The organism is Streptomyces sp. NBC_00388, assembly GCF_036061255.1.
GTDB lineage: Bacteria > Actinomycetota > Actinomycetes > Streptomycetales > Streptomycetaceae > Streptomyces.
Genome location: NZ_CP107948.1, coordinates 3,708,106 through 3,725,932, shown reverse-complemented (window position 1 = coordinate 3,725,932; position 17,827 = coordinate 3,708,106). Strand labels below are relative to the sequence as shown.

Below are 17,827 nucleotides of genomic sequence, written 5' to 3'. Positions count from 1 at the left end.
CGGGGGGAGGGCCGCCCTCCACCTTCAGGAGGTCGGGCTACCACCACTCCTACAACCTGAGGGGGATTCGCCTTCGGCACCTGTGGGCGATCTGCTCAAGGGGATCGGCTCCTAGCGTGGAGCTATGACCACGCCAGTCTGTACCAGCGCAGCGAAGGCGGCGACGCCGTACACGTCGTTCGCCACCTACATGCGCGCCCGGGGGCCCGTTCTGCTGCGCACCGCCCGTTCGCTGACCGCCAATCCGTGTGACGCCGAGGATCTGCTCCAGACCGCGCTGACCAAGACCTACGTCGCGTGGGACCGGATCGAGGACCACCGCGCGCTGGACGGCTATGTCCGGCGGGCGCTGCTGAACACGCGGACGTCGCAGTGGCGCAAGCGCAAGGTCGACGAGTTCGCCTGCGACGTCCTGCCCGAGCCGGATACCGCGCCCGCGCCCGACGCCGCCGAGCACCAGGCGCTGCGTGATGCGATGTGGCAAGCGGTGATGAAGCTCCCCGACCGGCAGCGGGCCATGGTGGTGCTCCGCTACTACGAGGACCTCAGCGAGGCGCAGACGGCCGAGGTGCTCGGTGTGTCGGTCGGTACGGTCAAGAGCGCGGTCTCCCGCGCCCTCGGCAAGCTCCGCGACGACCCGGTGCTGTCCCCCGCGCACTGAGCTCACTGAGCGCACTGAGTTCACTGCTCCGCGCCTGAGACTGGGCGTGGGCCTGAGACTGGGCGTGGGCCTGCGCTCATGCTCGGTCCCATGGTCGGAGGCCACGCCCCGCCCCATGTATCGAGCCGCGTACAACGAGCCCCATCCATCGAGCGCGCGTTCTGCACCCGCGTTCTGCACCCGCGTTTCTGCACCCGCGTTCTGCACCCGAGTACTGAGCCGGTGTTCGGCCCCAGCGTGCTGAGCCGGCCCGGAAACACCGGGGCCGCGTGCGGGAGACCGGAGGGTGCCGGCGGATTTCCTGAGGACGGGTAGTGACATACCGCGTGGTATGTGCGCAGAATTGCGACACATTACTCACGCGTAGGCAATGCTGCCCCACCTGGAGGACGCCGTGCTGAGCACGATGCAGGACGTACCGCTGACAGTCACCCGCATTCTCGTCCACGGAACGCTGGTGCACGGGGCTTCCCAGATCACCACCTGGACCGGCGACGCCGAAGGACCGCAACGCCGTTCCTTCGCCGAGACCGGCGCACGCGCGGTACAGCTCGCCAACGCGCTCCGCGACGAGCTGGGGATCGACGGAGACCAACGGGTCGCCACGCTCATGTGGAACAACGCCGAACACGTCGAGGCGTACTTCGCCGTTCCCTCGATGGGCGCCGTTCTGCACACGCTCAACATCCGGCTCCCCGCCGAGCAGCTGATCTGGATCGTCAACCACGCTGCCGACCGCGTGATCATCGTCAACGGGTCCCTGCTGCCGCTGCTCGCACCGTTGCTGCCGGATCTGCCGACCGTCGAGCATGTGGTGGTGAGCGGCCCCGGCGACCGTTCGCTGCTCGCCGGGGCCACGGCGACCGTGCATGAGTACGAGGAACTGATCGCCGGACGCCCGGTGACGTTCGACTGGCCCGAAATCGACGAACGCCAGGCCGCCGCCCTCTGCTACACCTCCGGCACCACGGGCGAGCCCAAGGGCGTCGTCTACTCGCACCGTTCGATCTACCTGCACTCCATGCAGGTCAACTCGGCCCAGTCGATGGGGCTCACGGACGAGGACACGACGCTCGTCGTCGTGCCGCAGTTCCATGTCAACGCCTGGGGCCTGCCGCACGCGACCTTCATGACGGGCATCAACATGCTGATGCCCGACCGGTTCCTCCAGCCCGCGCCGCTCGCCGACATGATCGAGCAGGAGAGGCCGAGCCACGCGGCGGCCGTCCCCACCATCTGGCAGGGGCTGCTGGCCGAGGTGACCGCCCATCCGCGCGACCTGAGCTCGATGAAGCGGGTCACCATCGGCGGCGCGGCCTGTCCGCCCGCGCTGATGGAGGCGTACGACAAGCTGGGCGTCCGCCTCTGCCACGCCTGGGGCATGACGGAGACCTCTCCGCTGGGGACCACGTCCAACCCGCCCGCCGGTCTGTCCCCGGAGGAGGAGTGGCCGTACCGCGTCACGCAGGGGCGCTTCCCCGTCGGCATAGAGGCGCGTCTGGCCGGGCCGGGCGGCGACATCCTGCCGTGGGACGGAGAGGCGGCCGGTGAGCTGGAGGTACGGGGACCGTGGATCGCCGGTGCGTACTACGGCGGTGCGGGCGGTGAGAACTTCCGGCCCGCCGACAAGTTCAGCACGGACGGCTGGCTGAGGACCGGCGATGTCGGCACCATCAGTCCCGACGGTTTCCTGACGCTCACCGACCGCGCCAAGGACGTCATCAAGTCCGGCGGGGAGTGGATTTCCAGCGTCGATCTGGAGAACGCGATCATGGCGCATCCTGCGGTCTCGGAAGCCGCGGTGGTCGCAGTCCCGGACGAGAAGTGGGGCGAGCGGCCCCTCGCGACGGTCGTCCTGAAGGAGGGCGAGAGCGTCGGGTACGAGGAACTCCGGGCGTTCCTCGCGCAGTCCGTCGCCAAGTGGCAGCTGCCGGAGCGGTGGGCGATCGTGCCGTCCGTGCCGAAGACGTCGGTCGGGAAGTTCGACAAGAAGGTGCTCAGGAAGCAGTACGCGGACGGCGAGCTGGACACGACGGAACTCTGAGGCGGCGGCGCCGGCCCGCGTGCGGGCCGGCGCCGGTTCTGCTGACCGGCCCGGCGCCGGACAGCGCCCGTCAGTTGGTGCCGATCTTCGCCAGCAGGTCGACGATCCGGCCCTGTACCTCGGAGCTGGTGGAGCGTTCCGCCAGGAAGAGCACGGTCTCGCCCGAGGCGAGCCGGGGCAGTTCGGACGCGTCCATCCCGGCCGAGGTGTAGACGACCAGCGGGGTGCGGTTCAACTGTCCGTTCGCGCGGAGCCAGTCGACGATCCCGGCGCGCCGGCGGCGTACCTGCATCAGGTCCATCACCACCAGGTTCGGCCGCATCTGCGCGGCCAGGGTGACCGCCTCCGCGTCGGTGCCCGCCCTGGCCACCTGCAGTCCGCGCCGCTCCAGCGTCTCGGTCAGGGCGAGCGCGATCTCCTCGTTCTCCTCGATCAGCAGGACGCGCGACGGGTGCTGCTCGGTGTCGCGCGGGGCCAGGGCCTTCAGCAGGACGGCCGGATCGGCGCCGTAGGCCGCCTCCCGGGTGGCCTGCCCGAGCCCTGCCGTCACGAGCACGGGCACCTCGGCCGCCACCGCGGCCTGGCGCAGCGACTGCAGGGCCTTGCGGGTGATCGGTCCCGTCAGCGGGTCGACGAAGAGCGCTGCGGGGAACGCGGCGATCTGGGCATCGACCTCCTCCCGGGAGTGCACGATCACCGGGCGGTAGCCGCGGTCGCTCAGCGCCTGCTGGGTGGAGACGTCGGGCGCGGGCCACACGAGCAGCCGGCGCGGGTTGTCGAGCGGCTCGGGAGGCAGCTCGTCGTCGACGGGCTGCGGCTGGGGCCTGTTGGCCACCTCCACCGCGCCGCCGGGCCCGTCCAGCGGCTGTGGCCCCTCCGACCCCTCGTCGGGGGCGCCAATGGCGTACGAGCGGCCCTCCGACTGGCGTGCGAGGCGCTGCTGAGCCTGCTGGTGGGGCGGTGACTGCGGTGACTTCTGGGCCTGAGGAGAGGCCTGAGCCTGCGGTGACACGGGAGCCGGACCGCCGGCGGGCCCCTGACCCTGCTGGTCAGGTCCGTACTGATCCGCGCTGTGCTGGTCGGTCCCGCGCTGATCCGACCCGCGCTGATCTGTCCTCTGCTGGTTCGAACCCTGCTGGTTCGAGCCCTGCTGGTTCGATCCTTGCGGAGGGGGCCCCTGCGGGGAGCGGGGCTGCTGGTCGGCGCCCTGGTCGTTGTTGCCCTGCGGATGCGGCCGGCCGGCCGGCTCGGGGCGTTCGCCCTCCGGTGGGGCCGAGAGCCTGCGCCGCCGGCCGGAGCCCAGCGACTGCGGCTGGTTCTGCTGCGCCGCGAACTGTTCGGCGAACGGCACGCCCTGGCCGAGCGTCCGCACACTTATGGCACGGCCCTGCGCCCCGCCGTCGGCCGGTACCGGCTCCTCGGCGGGCAGCGGCTGGGCCGCGGACCCGTCGGCCGCCGGGCGCTCGGTGACGGAGGGCCAGCCCTCCGGCGAGGCGTACAGCGTGCCGTCCTTCGGCTGCTCGTCAGCTGTGGCCGGCTGGTGCTGCGCCGTGAGCGGTTCGCTCCCGGCGTGCCCGGCCGGCGGTACGGAGGCGTGGTGGCCCGGGGCCGCGCCGTCGGAAGGCATCGATGCCGGCTGCGGCTGGCCCTGGGCGCGGTCGGCATCGGCAGGGGGGAGGGCGAACGGCGTACGCGGGCGCTCGGCCTCGGCCGCGGCGGAGGCCGACGCGGTCGCCAGAGCCCGGCGTGCCCGGCGTCCGGGAGGCGGCGTCTGCATCTGGCCGAGCTGGCCCTGCTGACCGAACTGGCCCTGCTGACCGAACTGCCCCTGCTGACCGAACTGCCCCTGCTGACCGAACTGGCCCTGGCCGGGCCGGCCGTTCTGGGCGAGAGCCGTGGCTCCTGGCTGGGGCGCGGGGCCCAGGGCGGGGCGCACGTTCTCGATCTCACGCACACCCTCCGGGCGCCGTGCGCGCCGCCCGCTGGGTACCGGCGCATCCGCCGGTACCCCCTGCGGGGGCACGGTCGCCCCAAGCTGCGGTCGCCCGGCACCCGGCGCGTCTCCCCGCCCGTGCCCGGCGGCGGTCACCACGGAGCCCTCGGGATCCGCAGCACCTCCGGACGGTTCCGTACGGCCGCGCCTGCGGCCCGTACTGCCGTGACCCGAGCCGTTCTCCTGCGCGGGAATCACCGGCACGGGGCCGCCTGCTGCCGGATCGCCCGCCGCGTTCCCACCGGAAGGACCGCCGTCGGGGAGACCGCCACCGGAAGGGCCCGCACCAGCGGGACCGGCGCCCGCGGCGCCTCCAGGACCAGGGGCCGGCGACTGAGCAGGGACAGGGGCGGGAGCCGCACCGGGACCTGCTTCCTCGCGGCGGGCCCTGCGACGGCCGGTGGGCGGCTCCGGCGCCCCGGCGCCCGTGGCGTCCGCGGGGCTCGCACCCCCGTCACCGGCCTCCAGGAAGGCGTCGGTGGACGAGCGCCTGCCACGCCGGCGCCCGCCGCCCGATGTGGCGTTCGGCTGGCCGGGCGCAGGCTCTGCCGCCTCCGACGCAGCCGGATCCACCGTCCCCGAACCGCCCCCCAGGGGGAGTTCGAGTACGTACGCACTGCCGGTCGTCCCCGGCACCTCGTGGGTCTGGAGCACGCCGCCGTGCGCCCGGACGATGCCGCGGACGATCGGTTCGTGCACCGGATCGCCGCCGCTGAACGGCCCGCGCACCTCGATCCGTACGACCTTTCCGCGCTGCGCTGCGGCCACCACGATCGTCGAGTCCACATAGGCGCCGCCAGGGGCCACCCGTGCCTTGCCCGTGGCGTCCACCCCGGCCACGTCGGCGATCAGGTGCGCCAGAGCGGTCGCGAGACGCCCACCGTCGACCTCGGCCTCGATAGGCGGGGCGTGCACCGCGAACTGCACCCGGCCGGGGCCGATCAGCTCGACCGCGCCCTCCACGCCGGCGGCCACCACGGTGTCGAGCATGACCATCGTCCTGGCCAGCTCCTCGGCCCCCGCGGCGAGCCGCTGGAAGCCGAGCACGCTGTCGACAAGCGTCGTCATCCGGGCATAACCGGCGGCCAGATGGTGCAGGATCTGGTTGGCCTCCGGCCACAGCTGACCTGCCGGGTCGGCGGCGAGTGTGCTCAGTTCGGCCCGCAGCTCCACCAGCGGCCCGCGCAGGGCGTCGCCGAGCACCGCGGTCAGCTGCTGCTGCCGCTCTTCGAGCGCTTCGTACTGCTCCGTCCGCGCGGCCAGCTCGGCCGCGTGCTGCTCGTCGCGGGCCGCGAGTTCGGCCGTGTGCCGCTCATCGGCGGCGGCGTTCCGTTCGTCCTTGGCCCGGAGCTCGTCCGCGTGCTGCTTGGCCTGCTTCTCGTACGGGCGGCGGTCCGCGAAGGTCAGGACCGCGCCGACGAGCTGCTCGCCGTCCCGTACCGGCGCCGTGGTCAGGTCGACCGGCACCGGACTTCCGTCCTTCGCCCACAGCACCTGCCCGCGCACCCGGTGCTTGCGCCCGGACCTGAGCGTGTCGGCGAGGGCGCTCTCGTCGTACGGGAAGGGCTCACCGTCGGCGCGGGAGTGCTGCACCAGCGGGTGCAGCTCCCGGCCGCCGAGGTCGCTCGCCCGGAAGCCGAGGATCTGCGCGACGGACGGGTTGACGAGCACGACACGCCCGTCGGTGTCGGTCCCCACGACGCCCTCGGACGCCGCCCGCAGGATCATCTCGGTCTGCCGCTGCGAACGCGCCAGCTCGGCCTCGGTGTCCACGGCGCCCGACAGGTCCCGGACGACGAGCATCAGCAGCTCGTCACCGGTGAAGCCGCCGACGTACGAGGCATACGCCTCCCGGCCGTCCTCCAGATTCGCACTGGTCACCTCGACGGGGAACTCCGCGCCGTCGGTGCGCCGCGCGAGCATCCGCGTCGGCTTGGTCCTGCCCTGCTCGTCCGCGCCTTCGGGCCGCCGCATCGAGCCCGGGATCAGCCGGGAGTCGAACTCCGGCAGCAGATCGAGCAGTCCCCGGCCGACGAGCGCCGTACCCGGCGTTTCGAAGGCATCGAGGGCGATGGAGTTGGCGTTGACGACAGTCCCGTTGCAATTGACGAGCAACAGCCCGTCCGGGAGAGCGTCAAGTATGGCTGCGAGGCGAGCAGCGCCTCGGGATGGCCTGCTGCTCACGACGACGCTTCCTCCCTGAACTACTGCACCTTGCTGACAACCTGGCCCATCTTGCCTCTCGGGCCATGGCGTGTCACTGCTGGAAGTCTAAAGGCAGGTGCTCCGGACGTGCGGCGGATGAGGGGGAGCTCTCACCAAGGTTGTGTGGAAAGACGGCGGGGCGGGCCTCAGCCGACGGTGTGCGGAAGCACCGGTTCCAGTGCGCTCCAGCGGGAGATCTCGCACCCGTTCGTACGCCGGAACGTCGCGTCGACCGACTTCCCCTGCCAGATCCCGGTGATGTGCGCGGTGGCCGGACCGCCGTACTGCATCGTGCACATCATGCCGGCGGGGACCGGTGCGAACGGCGTCCGCTTGTCGGCGGCGAGCCGGTCCAGCCGGTCGCAGGCCTGCTGCGGCGAGGCGTGCGTCCCCCCGGCGGGTGTGCAGGTGAGGCGGTGGGTGCCCTCGGCGGCGCGGGCGCCGGAGTCGGAGACGGTGATGGTGAGCCGGTCACGGAGCTGCGGGTCGGGGAGCCAGTGACCGGGCAGGGCGAAGGGGACGGGGACGGGGACCGGGAGGGCGGTCGCGGCGGGGGCTGCGGCCAGCGCTGCAAAGCAGGCGGCGGCGGTGAGGGCGAGGCGGCGCAGCATGACGTAACTCCTCGGCAGACGCGGACCGGCGGGAGCCGGTCAGGGGCGGTGCCCCCTGCCTCTCTAACGCACCCGGGCCCCCGGCGTTGCGCGACACGAACGACTTTGCTCTGTCACCCCACTGCCTAGTACCGTGGGCCGCGATTGGTGACGGCCCGCAAGGCTGTGTCATCATCTGCACGCACCACTTCGCGCTCGCGCGGCTGTGTCGGTGTGCTGGAGGCGTCGCCTAGTCCGGTCTATGGCGCCGCACTGCTAATGCGGTTTGGGTTTTACGGCCCATCGAGGGTTCAAATCCCTCCGCCTCCGCCGGCTGGATCACTGAAGCCCCGTCCATCACGGACGGGGCTTCAGTCGTCCCGGGCTGTGCCGACGCGCCTGCGGCGGGGCAGCAAGGGGGGGGCGTCTTCGCAGCTCAGCGGGGGTGCGGTCAATGGATTTCACCTGACGCCGCAGGTCATGTAATGTTGTTCTCGCAACGCCGACGGGGCAGAAAAAAGCCCGGAACGCCAAGCACTCGTAGCTTAACGGATAGAGCATCTGACTACGGATCAGAAGGTTGCAGGTTCGAATCCTGCCGAGTGCACAGCAGGCCAGAGGCCCCCAGGAGAAATCCTGGGGGCCTCTGTCGTGTGCCGGGAAAGCGGGCGCCGTCACCCGCACGGCGTCGTTCCATGCCTCCGGGGGGAATCCGGTCGGCGGGGGCGACTGGTGCGGAACCGGTGGTTCCTGTCGCCCATCGAGTGAACCTCCCTCTGTGCCGCCGGAGTTGAATATGCCTGCGGCTAGGTTCCGATCCGGAGGTGGTGCTCGATGCGCGAGCAGGACACGCCGGGGGGCGAGCCGACGGGGCGCTGCCGGGACGCGGTCGACGTCGACGACTTCGTGTACGCGGCGACGGGTGCGCGGGTGCGGCGGTTCACGCTGCCGGACGGGACGCACTGGTTCGCGGCGGTGGACGTCGCGAGGAACCTCGGTTACGCGAACACCCGGACGGCTCTGCTGCTGCATGTCTCCGCCGACTGCCGGCAGCGCCTCGGCGATCTTGCGCGACGTGTCCACGGGGCCGACGCCTCACGCCGAATCGCTGGTCACGGACTCAGGAAGTCCATGAAGGTGGTGACACTCGCCGGACTCGTCCAGCTGGTCAACGGCTGCACGGAACAGGAGAGCGCCCCCTTCAGGAGATGGGTGGCCGACGTGGTGGACACGGTGCAGCGCGACGGTGCGTACGAACTGGTCCCGGCCGCCGTGCAGCCCGCCCATGGTCTGCGCACCACGTATGTCGTGCCGGAGGAGATCGTCGACGCGATCGTGCGGCTGGAGCAGCGGAGCATCCGGGCGCAGGAGGCGTGCGCGGCCAGGGAGGCGGAGCGGCACGCGCTGCTGCGGGAGGCCGGCCGGGGGCAGGAGCTGCTGACCCAGGCGTTCCACCGGATCGCCGATTCGCTGGACCGGCTCGCCGAGCGGGCGCAGCCGGGCGGGTCCGGCGCCGGGGTGGCGTCCACGCCGCAGGAACTGCTCGCGCGCTGGCAGGAGCGGAACCTGGTCATCACCGAGGATGTCCGTACGGTCGCGGCCGTGCTGGCGCCCGCGCTCGTCGCAGAGGGCGCGGCCCGCTGCAGTGCGGAGGAGATCGCCACGCGCACCGGTCTGTCGCCCGCCCGGGTTCAGGACTGTGTCCGGCATCTGCTGCGGCGTGGCTGCATACGCCGGTCGGGGTCCGCGCCGGACGGTGCGCCGGTCTACGTCCTCGTCTGACCGGTCGGCGCGCTCGTCGGAGGTGTACGCGGTCGCCCAGGTCGCTTCCCCGGTCGGCGGCGGAACCCACTGTCAGTGGTGGGTGCCATGCTGCGAGTGACGCGGATGGCCGTCCGGTCGCCGGTGGATCAGGGAAGGGAGCGCAGCGAGATGTGGCGTTCCGCTGGGCTGCGCTGGGGGGACGACGCGCCCCGGCTCGCGTGGGAGGGCCGGACGCGGGCCAGTCCGCTGATCTACGGGACCGATGTCGGCTTCCGGGTCGAGGCGGCCGGGGAGCGGTGGTGCGTGGGGGCGCGTGGCCATGTCTGTCCGGTGCGGGCGCGGGTGCCGGCGCGTGGCACGCAGGCGCGCTGCGGGGAGTGCGCGCGGCTCGACCGGGCGCACTCGGTGGCCGCGGACACGATCGCCGACGATCCCCGGGTCTACCGCGTCTACCTGGCTTGGTTCGGTGCCGGGAGGGTCAAGGTGGGGATCACGGCCGAGGCGCGGGGTGCGGCGCGGCTGAGGGAGCAGGGGGCGGTGGCGTTCGGCTGGCTGGGGCGGGGGCCGTTGATGGCGGCGCGGCGGACCGAAGAGCTGTTGCGCACGGCGCTGGGTGTGCCGGACCGGATTCCGTACGCGGAGAAGCGAGCGGTGCGGGCCCGGCTCCCCGGAGCGGAGGAGCGTGCGGCCGAGGTGGCTGAGGTGCACGCGCAGGCCGTCGCGCTGGCAGGGTGGCCGGACTCGCTGGAGCGTCTGACGTGCGAAGTGAGCGATCACGGGGCCCTGTTCGGGCTCGCGGGGCTCGTCGACCCTGTGGGTACGGTGGCCGAGCTGGCGGCGGGCGGGGCCGTCGCCGGGCGGTTGGTGGCTGCGGCAGGGCCGGATCTGCATCTCGCCGGGGACGACGGTTCGGTCATCGTCCTCGACACGCGGCTGATGGCGGGCTGGGGGCTGACGGGTGCGGAGCCCGGCGCGGGGGTGACCGTACCGGTGCGGATGGCCCCGGCGGAGCGGGAGGTGGAGCAGCCCGGACTCTTCTGAGGGCCGGGAGACGCGGTGTTCACGCCGACTCCCGGGCCGACGGGATCGCCGTTGCCGCCCAGGCTGCTGACCAGCCAGTCCGGGGCGCGCGCTCTTCAGCGCGCAGGCAGGCGGGACAGGCGGGGCGGGCAGGGAAGGCCGGGCAGGCGGGGCGGGCGGGCCGACCGGGCACGCCAGGCCGGACAGGTGGGGCACGCCGGGCACGCCAGGCCGGGCAGGTGGGGCAGGCCGCGCACGCCTGGCGCGTGCCCCGGGGCTCACGATGTGCACCGCGTCCGCCTCGGCCACGCGGGGCTTCCGCTGAGGCCGATACGGGAGCCGGGCCACGACGCCCTCGCCATCCGTCGGGATTCCGGATGGAAGCGGGGCAGGCCGCCCAGGCCCGCTGTGGTGACGGCAGCTCCGCCGCCACCCGTCGGGATCCGGATGGGAGCGGGGCAGGCCGCCGAGGCCGGCTGTGGTGACGGCAGCCCCGCCGTCGTACCCACTGTGGGCAGGGCGCCGGGTGCGCGCCCCTGGCGACGGCGATTCTCAGGGATTTCACAGGTTGGGGAAAGAGGTCTCTCAGAGGTCGCCCGGAGGGTGGCCCCATGACTACGACCTCGCCCCAGGGGCGTACCGAGATGTGCAGGCCCGACGGCAGCGCGGTGCGCGTCCTCGTCGTGGACGACGAGGCGTCGCTCGCGGAGCTGCTGTCCATGGCGCTGCGCTATGAGGGCTGGCAGGTGCGCAGCGCAGGTGACGGGGCCGGAGCCGTGCGGACCGCGCGGGAATTCCGGCCCGATGCCGTGGTGCTCGACGTGATGCTCCCCGACATGGACGGTATCGCCGTGCTCGGCCGGATGCGCCGTGAGCTGCCGGATGTGCCGGTCCTCTTCCTGACCGCCAAGGACGCGGTGGAGGACCGGATCGCCGGTCTGACGGCGGGCGGTGACGACTACGTGACCAAGCCGTTCAGCCTGGAGGAGGTCGTGGCCAGACTGCGCGGGCTGATCCGGCGGTCCGGCACGGGGGCTCAGCGCAGTGCTTCGCTGCTCGCGCTCGGCGATCTGACCCTGGACGAGGACAGCCACGACGTGACCAGGGGCGGAACGAACATCCATCTGACCGCGACCGAGTTCGAGCTGCTGCGCTTCCTGATGCGCAACCCGCGCCGCGTGCTCTCCAAGGCGCAGATCCTCGACCGGGTGTGGTCGTACGACTTCGGCGGCCAGGCGAACGTCGTCGAGCTCTACATCTCCTACCTGCGGCGCAAGATCGACGCGGGGCGTACGCCGATGATCCACACCCGGCGCGGGGCCGGATATCTGATCAAGCCCGGGGAGTAGCCGGTGTCGGCGCGACGGCGCTGGTCGCTGCGGACGCGGCTGGTCGTCTCGGCCGTGGCGCTGATCGCAGTGGTGGTGGCCGTGATCGGTACGGTCACCACGATCGCCATGCACTCCAACCTGGAGCAGCAGCTCGACAAACAGCTGACGGCGGCGGCCCAGCGCCCCGACCACGACCCGATGGGCGGCGACCGCTCCATCGTGCAGCAGCCGGGGCTGCCGATCGGGGCTGTCGGCGGGCGCACCGTCGCCGGCGGCGACGGCCTGGTCGACGGGGTGAAGAGCGTCGCAGCGCCGGGCGCGCGGCCCGACAGCGCGCCACTGGCCGCCGATCAGCTCGATGCGCTGAAGTCCGTTCCCAGGGACGGGTATCCGCACACGGTCTCCCTTCCCGGTCTCGGGGATTTCCGGGCGACCTTCTCCCACAACGGCACCTTCGTCCTCGGTTTTCCGCTGACCGGCGTCCAGTCCACCGTCAACACCCTGGTCGTGGTCGAGGTCTGTGTCACGGCTGCCGGGCTTCTCGCGGCCGCCATCGTCGGGACCGCACTGGTCGGGATAGCCCTGCGTCCCCTCAGACGGGTCGCGGCGACCGCGACCAGGGTCTCGGAACTCCCGCTGCACAGCGGCGAGGTGGCCCCGCTGGAGCGGATCCCGGACGCCGAGGCCGATCCGCGGACGGAGGTCGGCCAGGTCGGTGCCGCGCTCAACCGGATGCTGGGGCACGTCGGTTCGGCGCTGGCCGCCCGGCAGGAGAGCGAGACACGGGTCAGGCAGTTCGTCGCCGACGCCAGCCACGAGCTGCGGACCCCGCTCGCCTCCATCCGCGGATACGCCGAACTGACCAGGCGCGGCCGGGAGGAGACCGGCCCGGACACCCGTCACGCGCTGGGCCGTATCGAGTCGGAGGCCCAGCGGATGACCGGCCTGGTGGAGGATCTGCTGCTGCTCGCCCGGCTGGACGCGGGGCGCCCGCTCGCGTACGAGAACACCGATCTCTCCCCGCTGGTCGTCGACGCGGTGAGCGATGCGCGCGCGGTGGGCCGGGAGCACACCTGGCGCCTCGAACTGCCGGACGACCCGGCCGTGGTGCGGGCCGACGGAGCCCGTCTCCAGCAGGTCCTGGTCAATCTGCTGGCCAACGCGCGCACGCACACGCCTCCGGGCAGCACGGTCACGGCCCGGGTACGGCGGGACGGCGGCTGGATGGTGGTGGATGTGGTGGACGACGGTCCGGGTATTCCGCCCGCTCTCCTCCCGTACGTCTTCGAACGGTTCGCCCGCGGGGACGCCTCACGGTCGCGCAACGCCGGTTCGACCGGGCTCGGCCTCGCGATCGTGCAGGCGGTCGTGGCGGCGCACGGCGGCGCGGTGAGCGTAAGGAGTGTGCCGGGGCGCACGGAGTTCGAGGTCCGGCTGCCGTCGGCGCCCGCGCATCCCCCGACCGGCTCCCGCGCTCCCGGGCTCACGGCCGGTTCGCCGGCACAGCCCCCCGGCCCGCCCGGCCCGACCGGCCCGCCCGGCCCGCCCGGCGCGCACCCGGGCCCCCGGCTCACAGCTCCACCGACTCACAGCTCCACCACAGGGTGACCACACAGGGGTGACAGCGCCACTGGCGAGTGTCGTCGGTATGCGAACCGACACTTCTCCGGGCACCCTGCCGGCGCGGGAGCCTCTCCCCGTGACAGCGGCCGACGCCCCCGTGCTCGATGTGGTGATCCCCGTGTACAACGAGGAGAAGGACCTCGAACCCTGTGTGGTGCGGCTCCGTGACCACCTCGCCCGGACGTTCCCGTACAGCTTCCGGATCACGATCGCCGACAACGCGAGCACCGACCGGACGCCCGAGGTCTCCGCGGGACTCGAAGCGATGCTGGACGAGGTGCGGGCCGTCCGGCTCGACCAGAAGGGCCGGGGGCGGGCGCTGCGGAGCGTGTGGTCCGCGTCCGACTCCCCGGTTCTCGCCTATATGGACGTCGACCTGTCCACCGGCCTCAACGCGCTGCTGCCGCTGGTGGCCCCGCTGATCTCGGGCCACTCCGATCTCGCCATCGGCTCCCGGCTCACGCGGAGTTCGCGCGTGGTGCGCGGCCCCAAGCGCGAGTTCATCTCGCGCGCGTACAACCTGATCCTGCGCTCGTCGCTCTCCGCCCGCTTCACCGATGCCCAGTGCGGATTCAAAGCGATCCGCAGGGATGTCGCGCAGCGGCTCCTGCCGATGGTCGAGGACACCGGGTGGTTCTTCGACACCGAGATGCTGGTGGTCGCGGAACGGGCCGGGCTGCGGATCCATGAGGTGCCGGTCGACTGGGTCGACGACCCGGAGTCCACCGTGCACCTGGTGCGGACCGCCGTCGACGACCTCAAGGGCGTCTGGCGGGTGGGGCGTGCGCTGGGTGTCGGCGCGCTCCCGCTCGACCGGCTCGCGCGCCCCTTCGGGGAGGATCCGCGCGACCGCGAACTGCCCGGCGTCCCCGGCGGGCTGGCCCGCCAGCTGGTCGGCTTCTGTGTCGTCGGGGCGCTCTCCACCCTGCTCTATCTGCTGCTGTACTCCCTGTTCCGTACGGGGGTGAGCCCCCAGCTCGCCAACGCGGGCGCCCTGCTGGTCTCGGCGCTGATCAACACCGCCGCCAACCGGAGGCTCACCTTCGGGGTGAGCGGCCGGGACAGCGCCGTACGCCATCAGGCCCAGGGGCTGGTCGTGTTCGCGATCGGCCTCGCTCTCACCAGTGGGTCCCTCGCCGCGCTCGGCGCGGCGTCCGACGACCCCTCGCACGGCACCGAGCTCGCGGTGCTGATCGCGGCCAACCTCGCAGCGACGGTGCTGCGCTTCCTGCTCTTCCGCGCCTGGGTGTTCCCCGAGCGGCGCACCGACGACCCGAGGACTGCACGATGACCACCGCCGACATCCACCAGATCCCAGCCACCGCCGCACCGCCGTCGGGGCGTCCGCGTCCCGCCCGGCTGTGGCGCGGACGCGCCGAGGACCCCCGCTGGGCGCGGCCCGCTCTCCTCGCGCTGCTGCTGCTCACCCTCGTCGCGTACCTCTGGGACCTGAGTGCCTCCGGATACGCCAACTCCTTCTACTCGGCGGCGGCCCAGGCCGGCGGAGCGAGCTGGAAGGCCCTCTTCTTCGGCTCGCTCGACTCGGCCAACGCCATCACCGTCGACAAGCCCCCGGCCGCCCTCTGGCCGATGGCGCTCTCGGTGCGGATCTTCGGGCTGAGCTCCTGGGCGGTCCTCGTCCCGCAGGTGCTGATGGGCACCGGCACGGTCGCGGTGCTGTACGCGGCGGTGCGGCGCCGGTTCAGTGCGGCGGCAGGCCTCATCGCGGCCGGTGTGCTGGCGACCACGCCGGTCGCGGCGCTGATGTTCCGCTTCAACAACCCCGACGCGCTGCTCGCGCTGCTGATGACGGTCACCGTCTACCTGGTGCTGCGGGCTCTGGAGGACGGGCGGACCAAGTGGCTGGTGTGGGCGGGTGTCGCGATCGGGTTCGCCTTTCTGACCAAGACGCTCCAGGCCTTCCTGATCCTGCCGCCGCTGGCCGTGGTGTACGCGGTGTTCGCGCCGGTGCCGGTGCGCAGGCGGCTGGCCCAGATCGGCCTCTCCGCGGGGGCGATGGTCGTCGCGGGCGGCTGGTGGACGGCGATCGTCGAGCTGTGGCCCGCGTCCTCCCGCCCGTACATCGGCGGCTCGCAGAACAACTCGTTCCTGGAGCTCACCTTCGGCTACAACGGTCTGGGCCGGATCAGCGGTGACGAGACCGGCAGCGTCGGAGGCGGTGGCGGTGGCGGCGGTGGCGGCATGGGCGGCGGCTGGGGAGCGACCGGCCTCGGCCGGATGTTCAACTCCGAGATCGGGAGCCAGATTTCGTGGCTGCTGCCCGCCGCGCTGATCCTGCTGGCCGCGGGGGTGGCCATCACCTGGCGGGCCAGGCGTACGGAGACCGCGCGCGGCGCGTTCCTGGTGTGGGGCGGCTCGCTGCTGATGACCGCGGTGATCTTCAGCTTCATGGCCGGGATCTTCCACCAGTACTACACGGTGGCGCTGGCCCCTTACGTCGCAGCCCTCGTCGGCATGGGCGTCACGGTCCTCTGGGAGGAACGCGGCCGATTCGTCTGGTCCGCGGTGCTCGGCGTCACGGTCGCGGCGACCGCGGTCTGGGCGTACGTGCTGCTGGGGCGGACACCTGACTACCTGCCCTGGCTGCGGTGGACCGTGCTGGTCGTGGGTCTCCTGGCGGCGGTCTGCCTCGCGGTGGCGGGCCGGCTCAGCCGACGGCTCGCGCTGGGCGCAGCGGGCGTGGGAATGGTGGCCTCGCTGGCTGCGCCGTTCGCGTACACGGTGTCCACGCTGAACAGCGCGCACACCGGCTCGATCGTGACGGCGGGCCCCGCCGGAGCGAGCCGGATGGGCGGCCCGGGCGGCGGCCCCGGCGGAGGCGGCCGGGGCGGCCCGCGGGCGGGCCAGGCGCCCAACGGGAAGAACGGCAGGACCGGGCTCCCCGGCCGGCCGGGGCAGACCGGCACGAACGGCCCGGCGGGGGCGGCCGGGCAGGCCCCTGGCAACGGCCCCGGCGGGCAGCAGGGGCAGGGCCGGGGGCAGGGCGGCCGGGGCGGGTTCGGTGGCGGGCCGGGCGGCGCGATGGCCGAGGGCGGGTTCGGAGGCGGTGGCGGCATGGGCGGTCTGCTCGACGGCCAGCAGGTCAGCGCCGCGGTGAGGACCAAGGTCAGTGCCCATGCCGACGATTACACCTGGATGGCCGCGGCCATCGGGTCGCAGAACGCCGCGAGTTACCAGCTCGCGACCGAGAAGCCGGTGATGGCGATCGGCGGCTTCAACGGCAGCGATCCCTCGCCCACGCTCGCGCAGTTCAAGCGGTACGTGGCTGCCGGGAAGATCCACTACTTCGTCTCCGGCGGGGGAATGGGCGGCGGTACGGGTCCCGGTGGTTCCGGCAGCGGTTCCGCTTCGAAGATCACGTCCTGGATCGAGGGGCGGTTCGTGAAGGTGACGGTGGGATCGGTGACGCTGTACGACCTGACGCAGGTGAAGAGCGCCGACTGAAGGCGCAGGGCCGGAGGGGCCGGAGGGGCCGGGCTCGGACAGCCGGACCCCTCCGGCAGCGCGGGCCCGGAGAGGCGGGGCGGGGAGCCGGACTCCCCGCCCCGCTTCTTCCGTACCGCCTCTTCCGTACTGCCACGGGCCGGCCCCGGCCCGCCCGGCAGCACGATCCGCCGGAGCCCCGAGCTGTCCGGCCCCGCGAGCCGCGCCCGGCGTCTGCCGCTCAGCCCCGAGCCGCCCGCTGTCTGCCGTCCGGCGCGCTTCCGCGCCCGGCACCTACCGGGTCAGCGACAGATCCGCCACGATCGGCCGGTGGTCGGACGCGAGAGTGTCGGCCACCCCGGCGCCGCGCACCGCGATGCCCCGGGACACCGCCACGTAGTCGATCCGCCGGGCCGGATTCAGGGCGGGGAACGTCGGCCCGCCCGGCTCCACGTCCGTCAGCTCGCGCCACAGCGGCGCCAGCTCCGGTGCGTCCGGGTTCGCGTTGAAGTCGCCCAGCAGGATCTTCCGGTTCGGGTCCTGCCCCATGATGCGGCGGGTGTCGGCGACCTGACTCACCCGTACGGAGGGGTCGGTGCGGTAGTCCAGGTGCGTCACGTACACGTGGAGCGGCACGCCCTTCACCCGCAGCTCGACCTCACCGAAGCCGGGCGCCGGTGCGGGAACCGGGTTCGGGTCCTGGGTGGAGAGGCGGGTGATCTTGTGATTCACGGCTTTCAGGATGCGGTACTTCGAGAGCACGGCCACCCCGAATTCCCGCCCGTCGACGCTGTATATCGGGGCGAAGGACACCTGCATCCCGAGCCGTTCCGCCAGCTCGCCCGCCACATCGCGCCACTCGCTGCGCGCGTCCCAGTGGACGTCGACCTCCTCCAGCCCGATCACATCCGCGTGCAGCCCGCGCAGGGCGGCCGCCTGCCGGTCGAGGTCGAAGACGTTGTCCATGCCGGCGCCCGCATGGATGTTGTACGAGGCGACCCGCAGCGGGACATCACGGCCGTGGGCGCCGGCAGCAGGCTCCTGCACCCGCGCCCGCGCCTGGGCCTGGGGCACGGCAAGCGCCGCCAGGAGACCGGAGACCAGAAGCACTTCAGCAACACGACCAGTCAGCTTCATCGGACGTAACTACCC

Annotated in this window: 11 protein-coding genes and 2 tRNA genes; 10 read left to right on the top strand and 3 right to left on the bottom strand. The window is 72.6% G+C overall.

Features of this window, described 5'->3' with window-relative positions; all coding sequences use genetic code 11:
* Positions 1-124 precede the first annotated feature (124 nt).
* A complete protein-coding gene (locus tag OG917_RS16855; RefSeq protein ID WP_328318412.1) occupies positions 125-661 on the top strand; it encodes a SigE family RNA polymerase sigma factor in 537 nt (178 codons plus the stop codon).
* A 394-nt stretch (positions 662-1,055) separates the two neighbouring features.
* Positions 1,056-2,705, top strand: coding sequence for a long-chain fatty acid--CoA ligase (locus tag OG917_RS16850; RefSeq protein ID WP_328321958.1), 1,650 nt, complete (start codon positions 1,056-1,058; stop codon positions 2,703-2,705).
* 70 nt (positions 2,706-2,775) lie between these two features.
* Here OG917_RS16850 and OG917_RS16845 read toward each other — a convergent pair whose 3' ends face one another.
* Together OG917_RS16845 and OG917_RS16840 are read right to left on the bottom strand one after the other, a co-directional pair.
* Positions 2,776-6,882 carry a PAS domain-containing protein gene (locus OG917_RS16845; protein WP_328318411.1) on the bottom strand — a complete coding sequence of 1,369 codons (4,107 nt, stop codon included), beginning with the start codon at positions 6,880-6,882 and terminating at the stop codon, positions 2,776-2,778.
* 167 nt (positions 6,883-7,049) lie between these two features.
* Positions 7,050-7,514 carry an SSI family serine proteinase inhibitor gene (locus tag OG917_RS16840; protein WP_328318410.1) on the bottom strand — a complete coding sequence of 155 codons (465 nt, stop codon included), beginning with the start codon at positions 7,512-7,514 and terminating at the stop codon, positions 7,050-7,052.
* A gap of 218 nt (positions 7,515-7,732) precedes the next feature.
* Between OG917_RS16840 and OG917_RS16835 the strand changes: the two genes are divergently transcribed.
* The 8 genes from OG917_RS16835 to OG917_RS16800 all read left to right on the top strand — a co-directional run bounded on the left by OG917_RS16835 (position 7,733) and on the right by OG917_RS16800 (position 16,696).
* Positions 7,733-7,823, top strand: a tRNA-Ser gene (locus tag OG917_RS16835).
* A 204-nt stretch (positions 7,824-8,027) separates the two neighbouring features.
* Positions 8,028-8,100: transfer RNA gene (locus tag OG917_RS16830), tRNA-Arg, on the top strand.
* A gap of 227 nt (positions 8,101-8,327) precedes the next feature.
* Positions 8,328-9,275: a BRO family protein gene (locus tag OG917_RS16825; protein ID WP_328318409.1), complete on the top strand. Its 948-nt coding sequence runs from the start codon at positions 8,328-8,330 to the stop codon at positions 9,273-9,275.
* A 150-nt stretch (positions 9,276-9,425) separates the two neighbouring features.
* A complete protein-coding gene (locus tag OG917_RS16820) occupies positions 9,426-10,298 on the top strand; it encodes a DUF2797 domain-containing protein (protein WP_328318408.1) in 873 nt (290 codons plus the stop codon).
* Between the two features lie 590 nt (positions 10,299-10,888).
* Positions 10,889-11,626, top strand: coding sequence for a response regulator transcription factor (locus OG917_RS16815; RefSeq protein WP_328318407.1), 738 nt, complete (start codon positions 10,889-10,891; stop codon positions 11,624-11,626).
* Between the two features lie 3 nt (positions 11,627-11,629).
* Positions 11,630-13,216, top strand: a complete 1,587-nt coding sequence (locus OG917_RS16810) for a sensor histidine kinase (RefSeq protein ID WP_328318406.1) — start codon at positions 11,630-11,632, stop codon at positions 13,214-13,216.
* Positions 13,217-13,256: 40 nt separating this feature from the next.
* Positions 13,257-14,522 carry a bifunctional glycosyltransferase family 2/GtrA family protein gene (locus OG917_RS16805; protein WP_328318405.1) on the top strand — a complete coding sequence of 422 codons (1,266 nt, stop codon included), beginning with the start codon at positions 13,257-13,259 and terminating at the stop codon, positions 14,520-14,522.
* Complete coding sequence (locus OG917_RS16800; RefSeq protein ID WP_328318404.1) at positions 14,519-16,696, top strand: glycosyltransferase family 39 protein; 2,178 nt, start codon at positions 14,519-14,521, stop codon at positions 16,694-16,696. The genes OG917_RS16805 and OG917_RS16800 overlap by 4 nt, the downstream gene beginning before the upstream one ends.
* A gap of 273 nt (positions 16,697-16,969) precedes the next feature.
* On the opposite strand, the gene OG917_RS16795 is transcribed toward OG917_RS16800, so the two are convergent.
* Positions 16,970-17,812: an endonuclease/exonuclease/phosphatase family protein gene (locus OG917_RS16795; protein WP_328318403.1), complete on the bottom strand. Its 843-nt coding sequence runs from the start codon at positions 17,810-17,812 to the stop codon at positions 16,970-16,972.
* Positions 17,813-17,827 lie beyond the last annotated feature (15 nt).

What these genes read in the sequence shown, in the direction of transcription:
- OG917_RS16800 (WP_328318404.1), top strand. Translation starts at nt 14,519, where the DNA reads ATGACCACCGCCGACATCCACCAGATCCCAGCCACCGCCGCACCGCCG.
- OG917_RS16855 (WP_328318412.1), top strand. Translation starts at nt 125, where the DNA reads ATGACCACGCCAGTCTGTACCAGCGCAGCGAAGGCGGCGACGCCGTAC.
- OG917_RS16820 (WP_328318408.1), top strand. Translation starts at nt 9,426, where the DNA reads ATGTGGCGTTCCGCTGGGCTGCGCTGGGGGGACGACGCGCCCCGGCTC.
- OG917_RS16815 (WP_328318407.1), top strand. Translation starts at nt 10,889, where the DNA reads ATGACTACGACCTCGCCCCAGGGGCGTACCGAGATGTGCAGGCCCGAC.
- OG917_RS16795 (WP_328318403.1), bottom strand. Translation starts at nt 17,812, where the DNA reads ATGAAGCTGACTGGTCGTGTTGCTGAAGTGCTTCTGGTCTCCGGTCTC.
- OG917_RS16840 (WP_328318410.1), bottom strand. Translation starts at nt 7,514, where the DNA reads ATGCTGCGCCGCCTCGCCCTCACCGCCGCCGCCTGCTTTGCAGCGCTG.
- OG917_RS16805 (WP_328318405.1), top strand. Translation starts at nt 13,257, where the DNA reads ATGCGAACCGACACTTCTCCGGGCACCCTGCCGGCGCGGGAGCCTCTC.
- OG917_RS16825 (WP_328318409.1), top strand. Translation starts at nt 8,328, where the DNA reads ATGCGCGAGCAGGACACGCCGGGGGGCGAGCCGACGGGGCGCTGCCGG.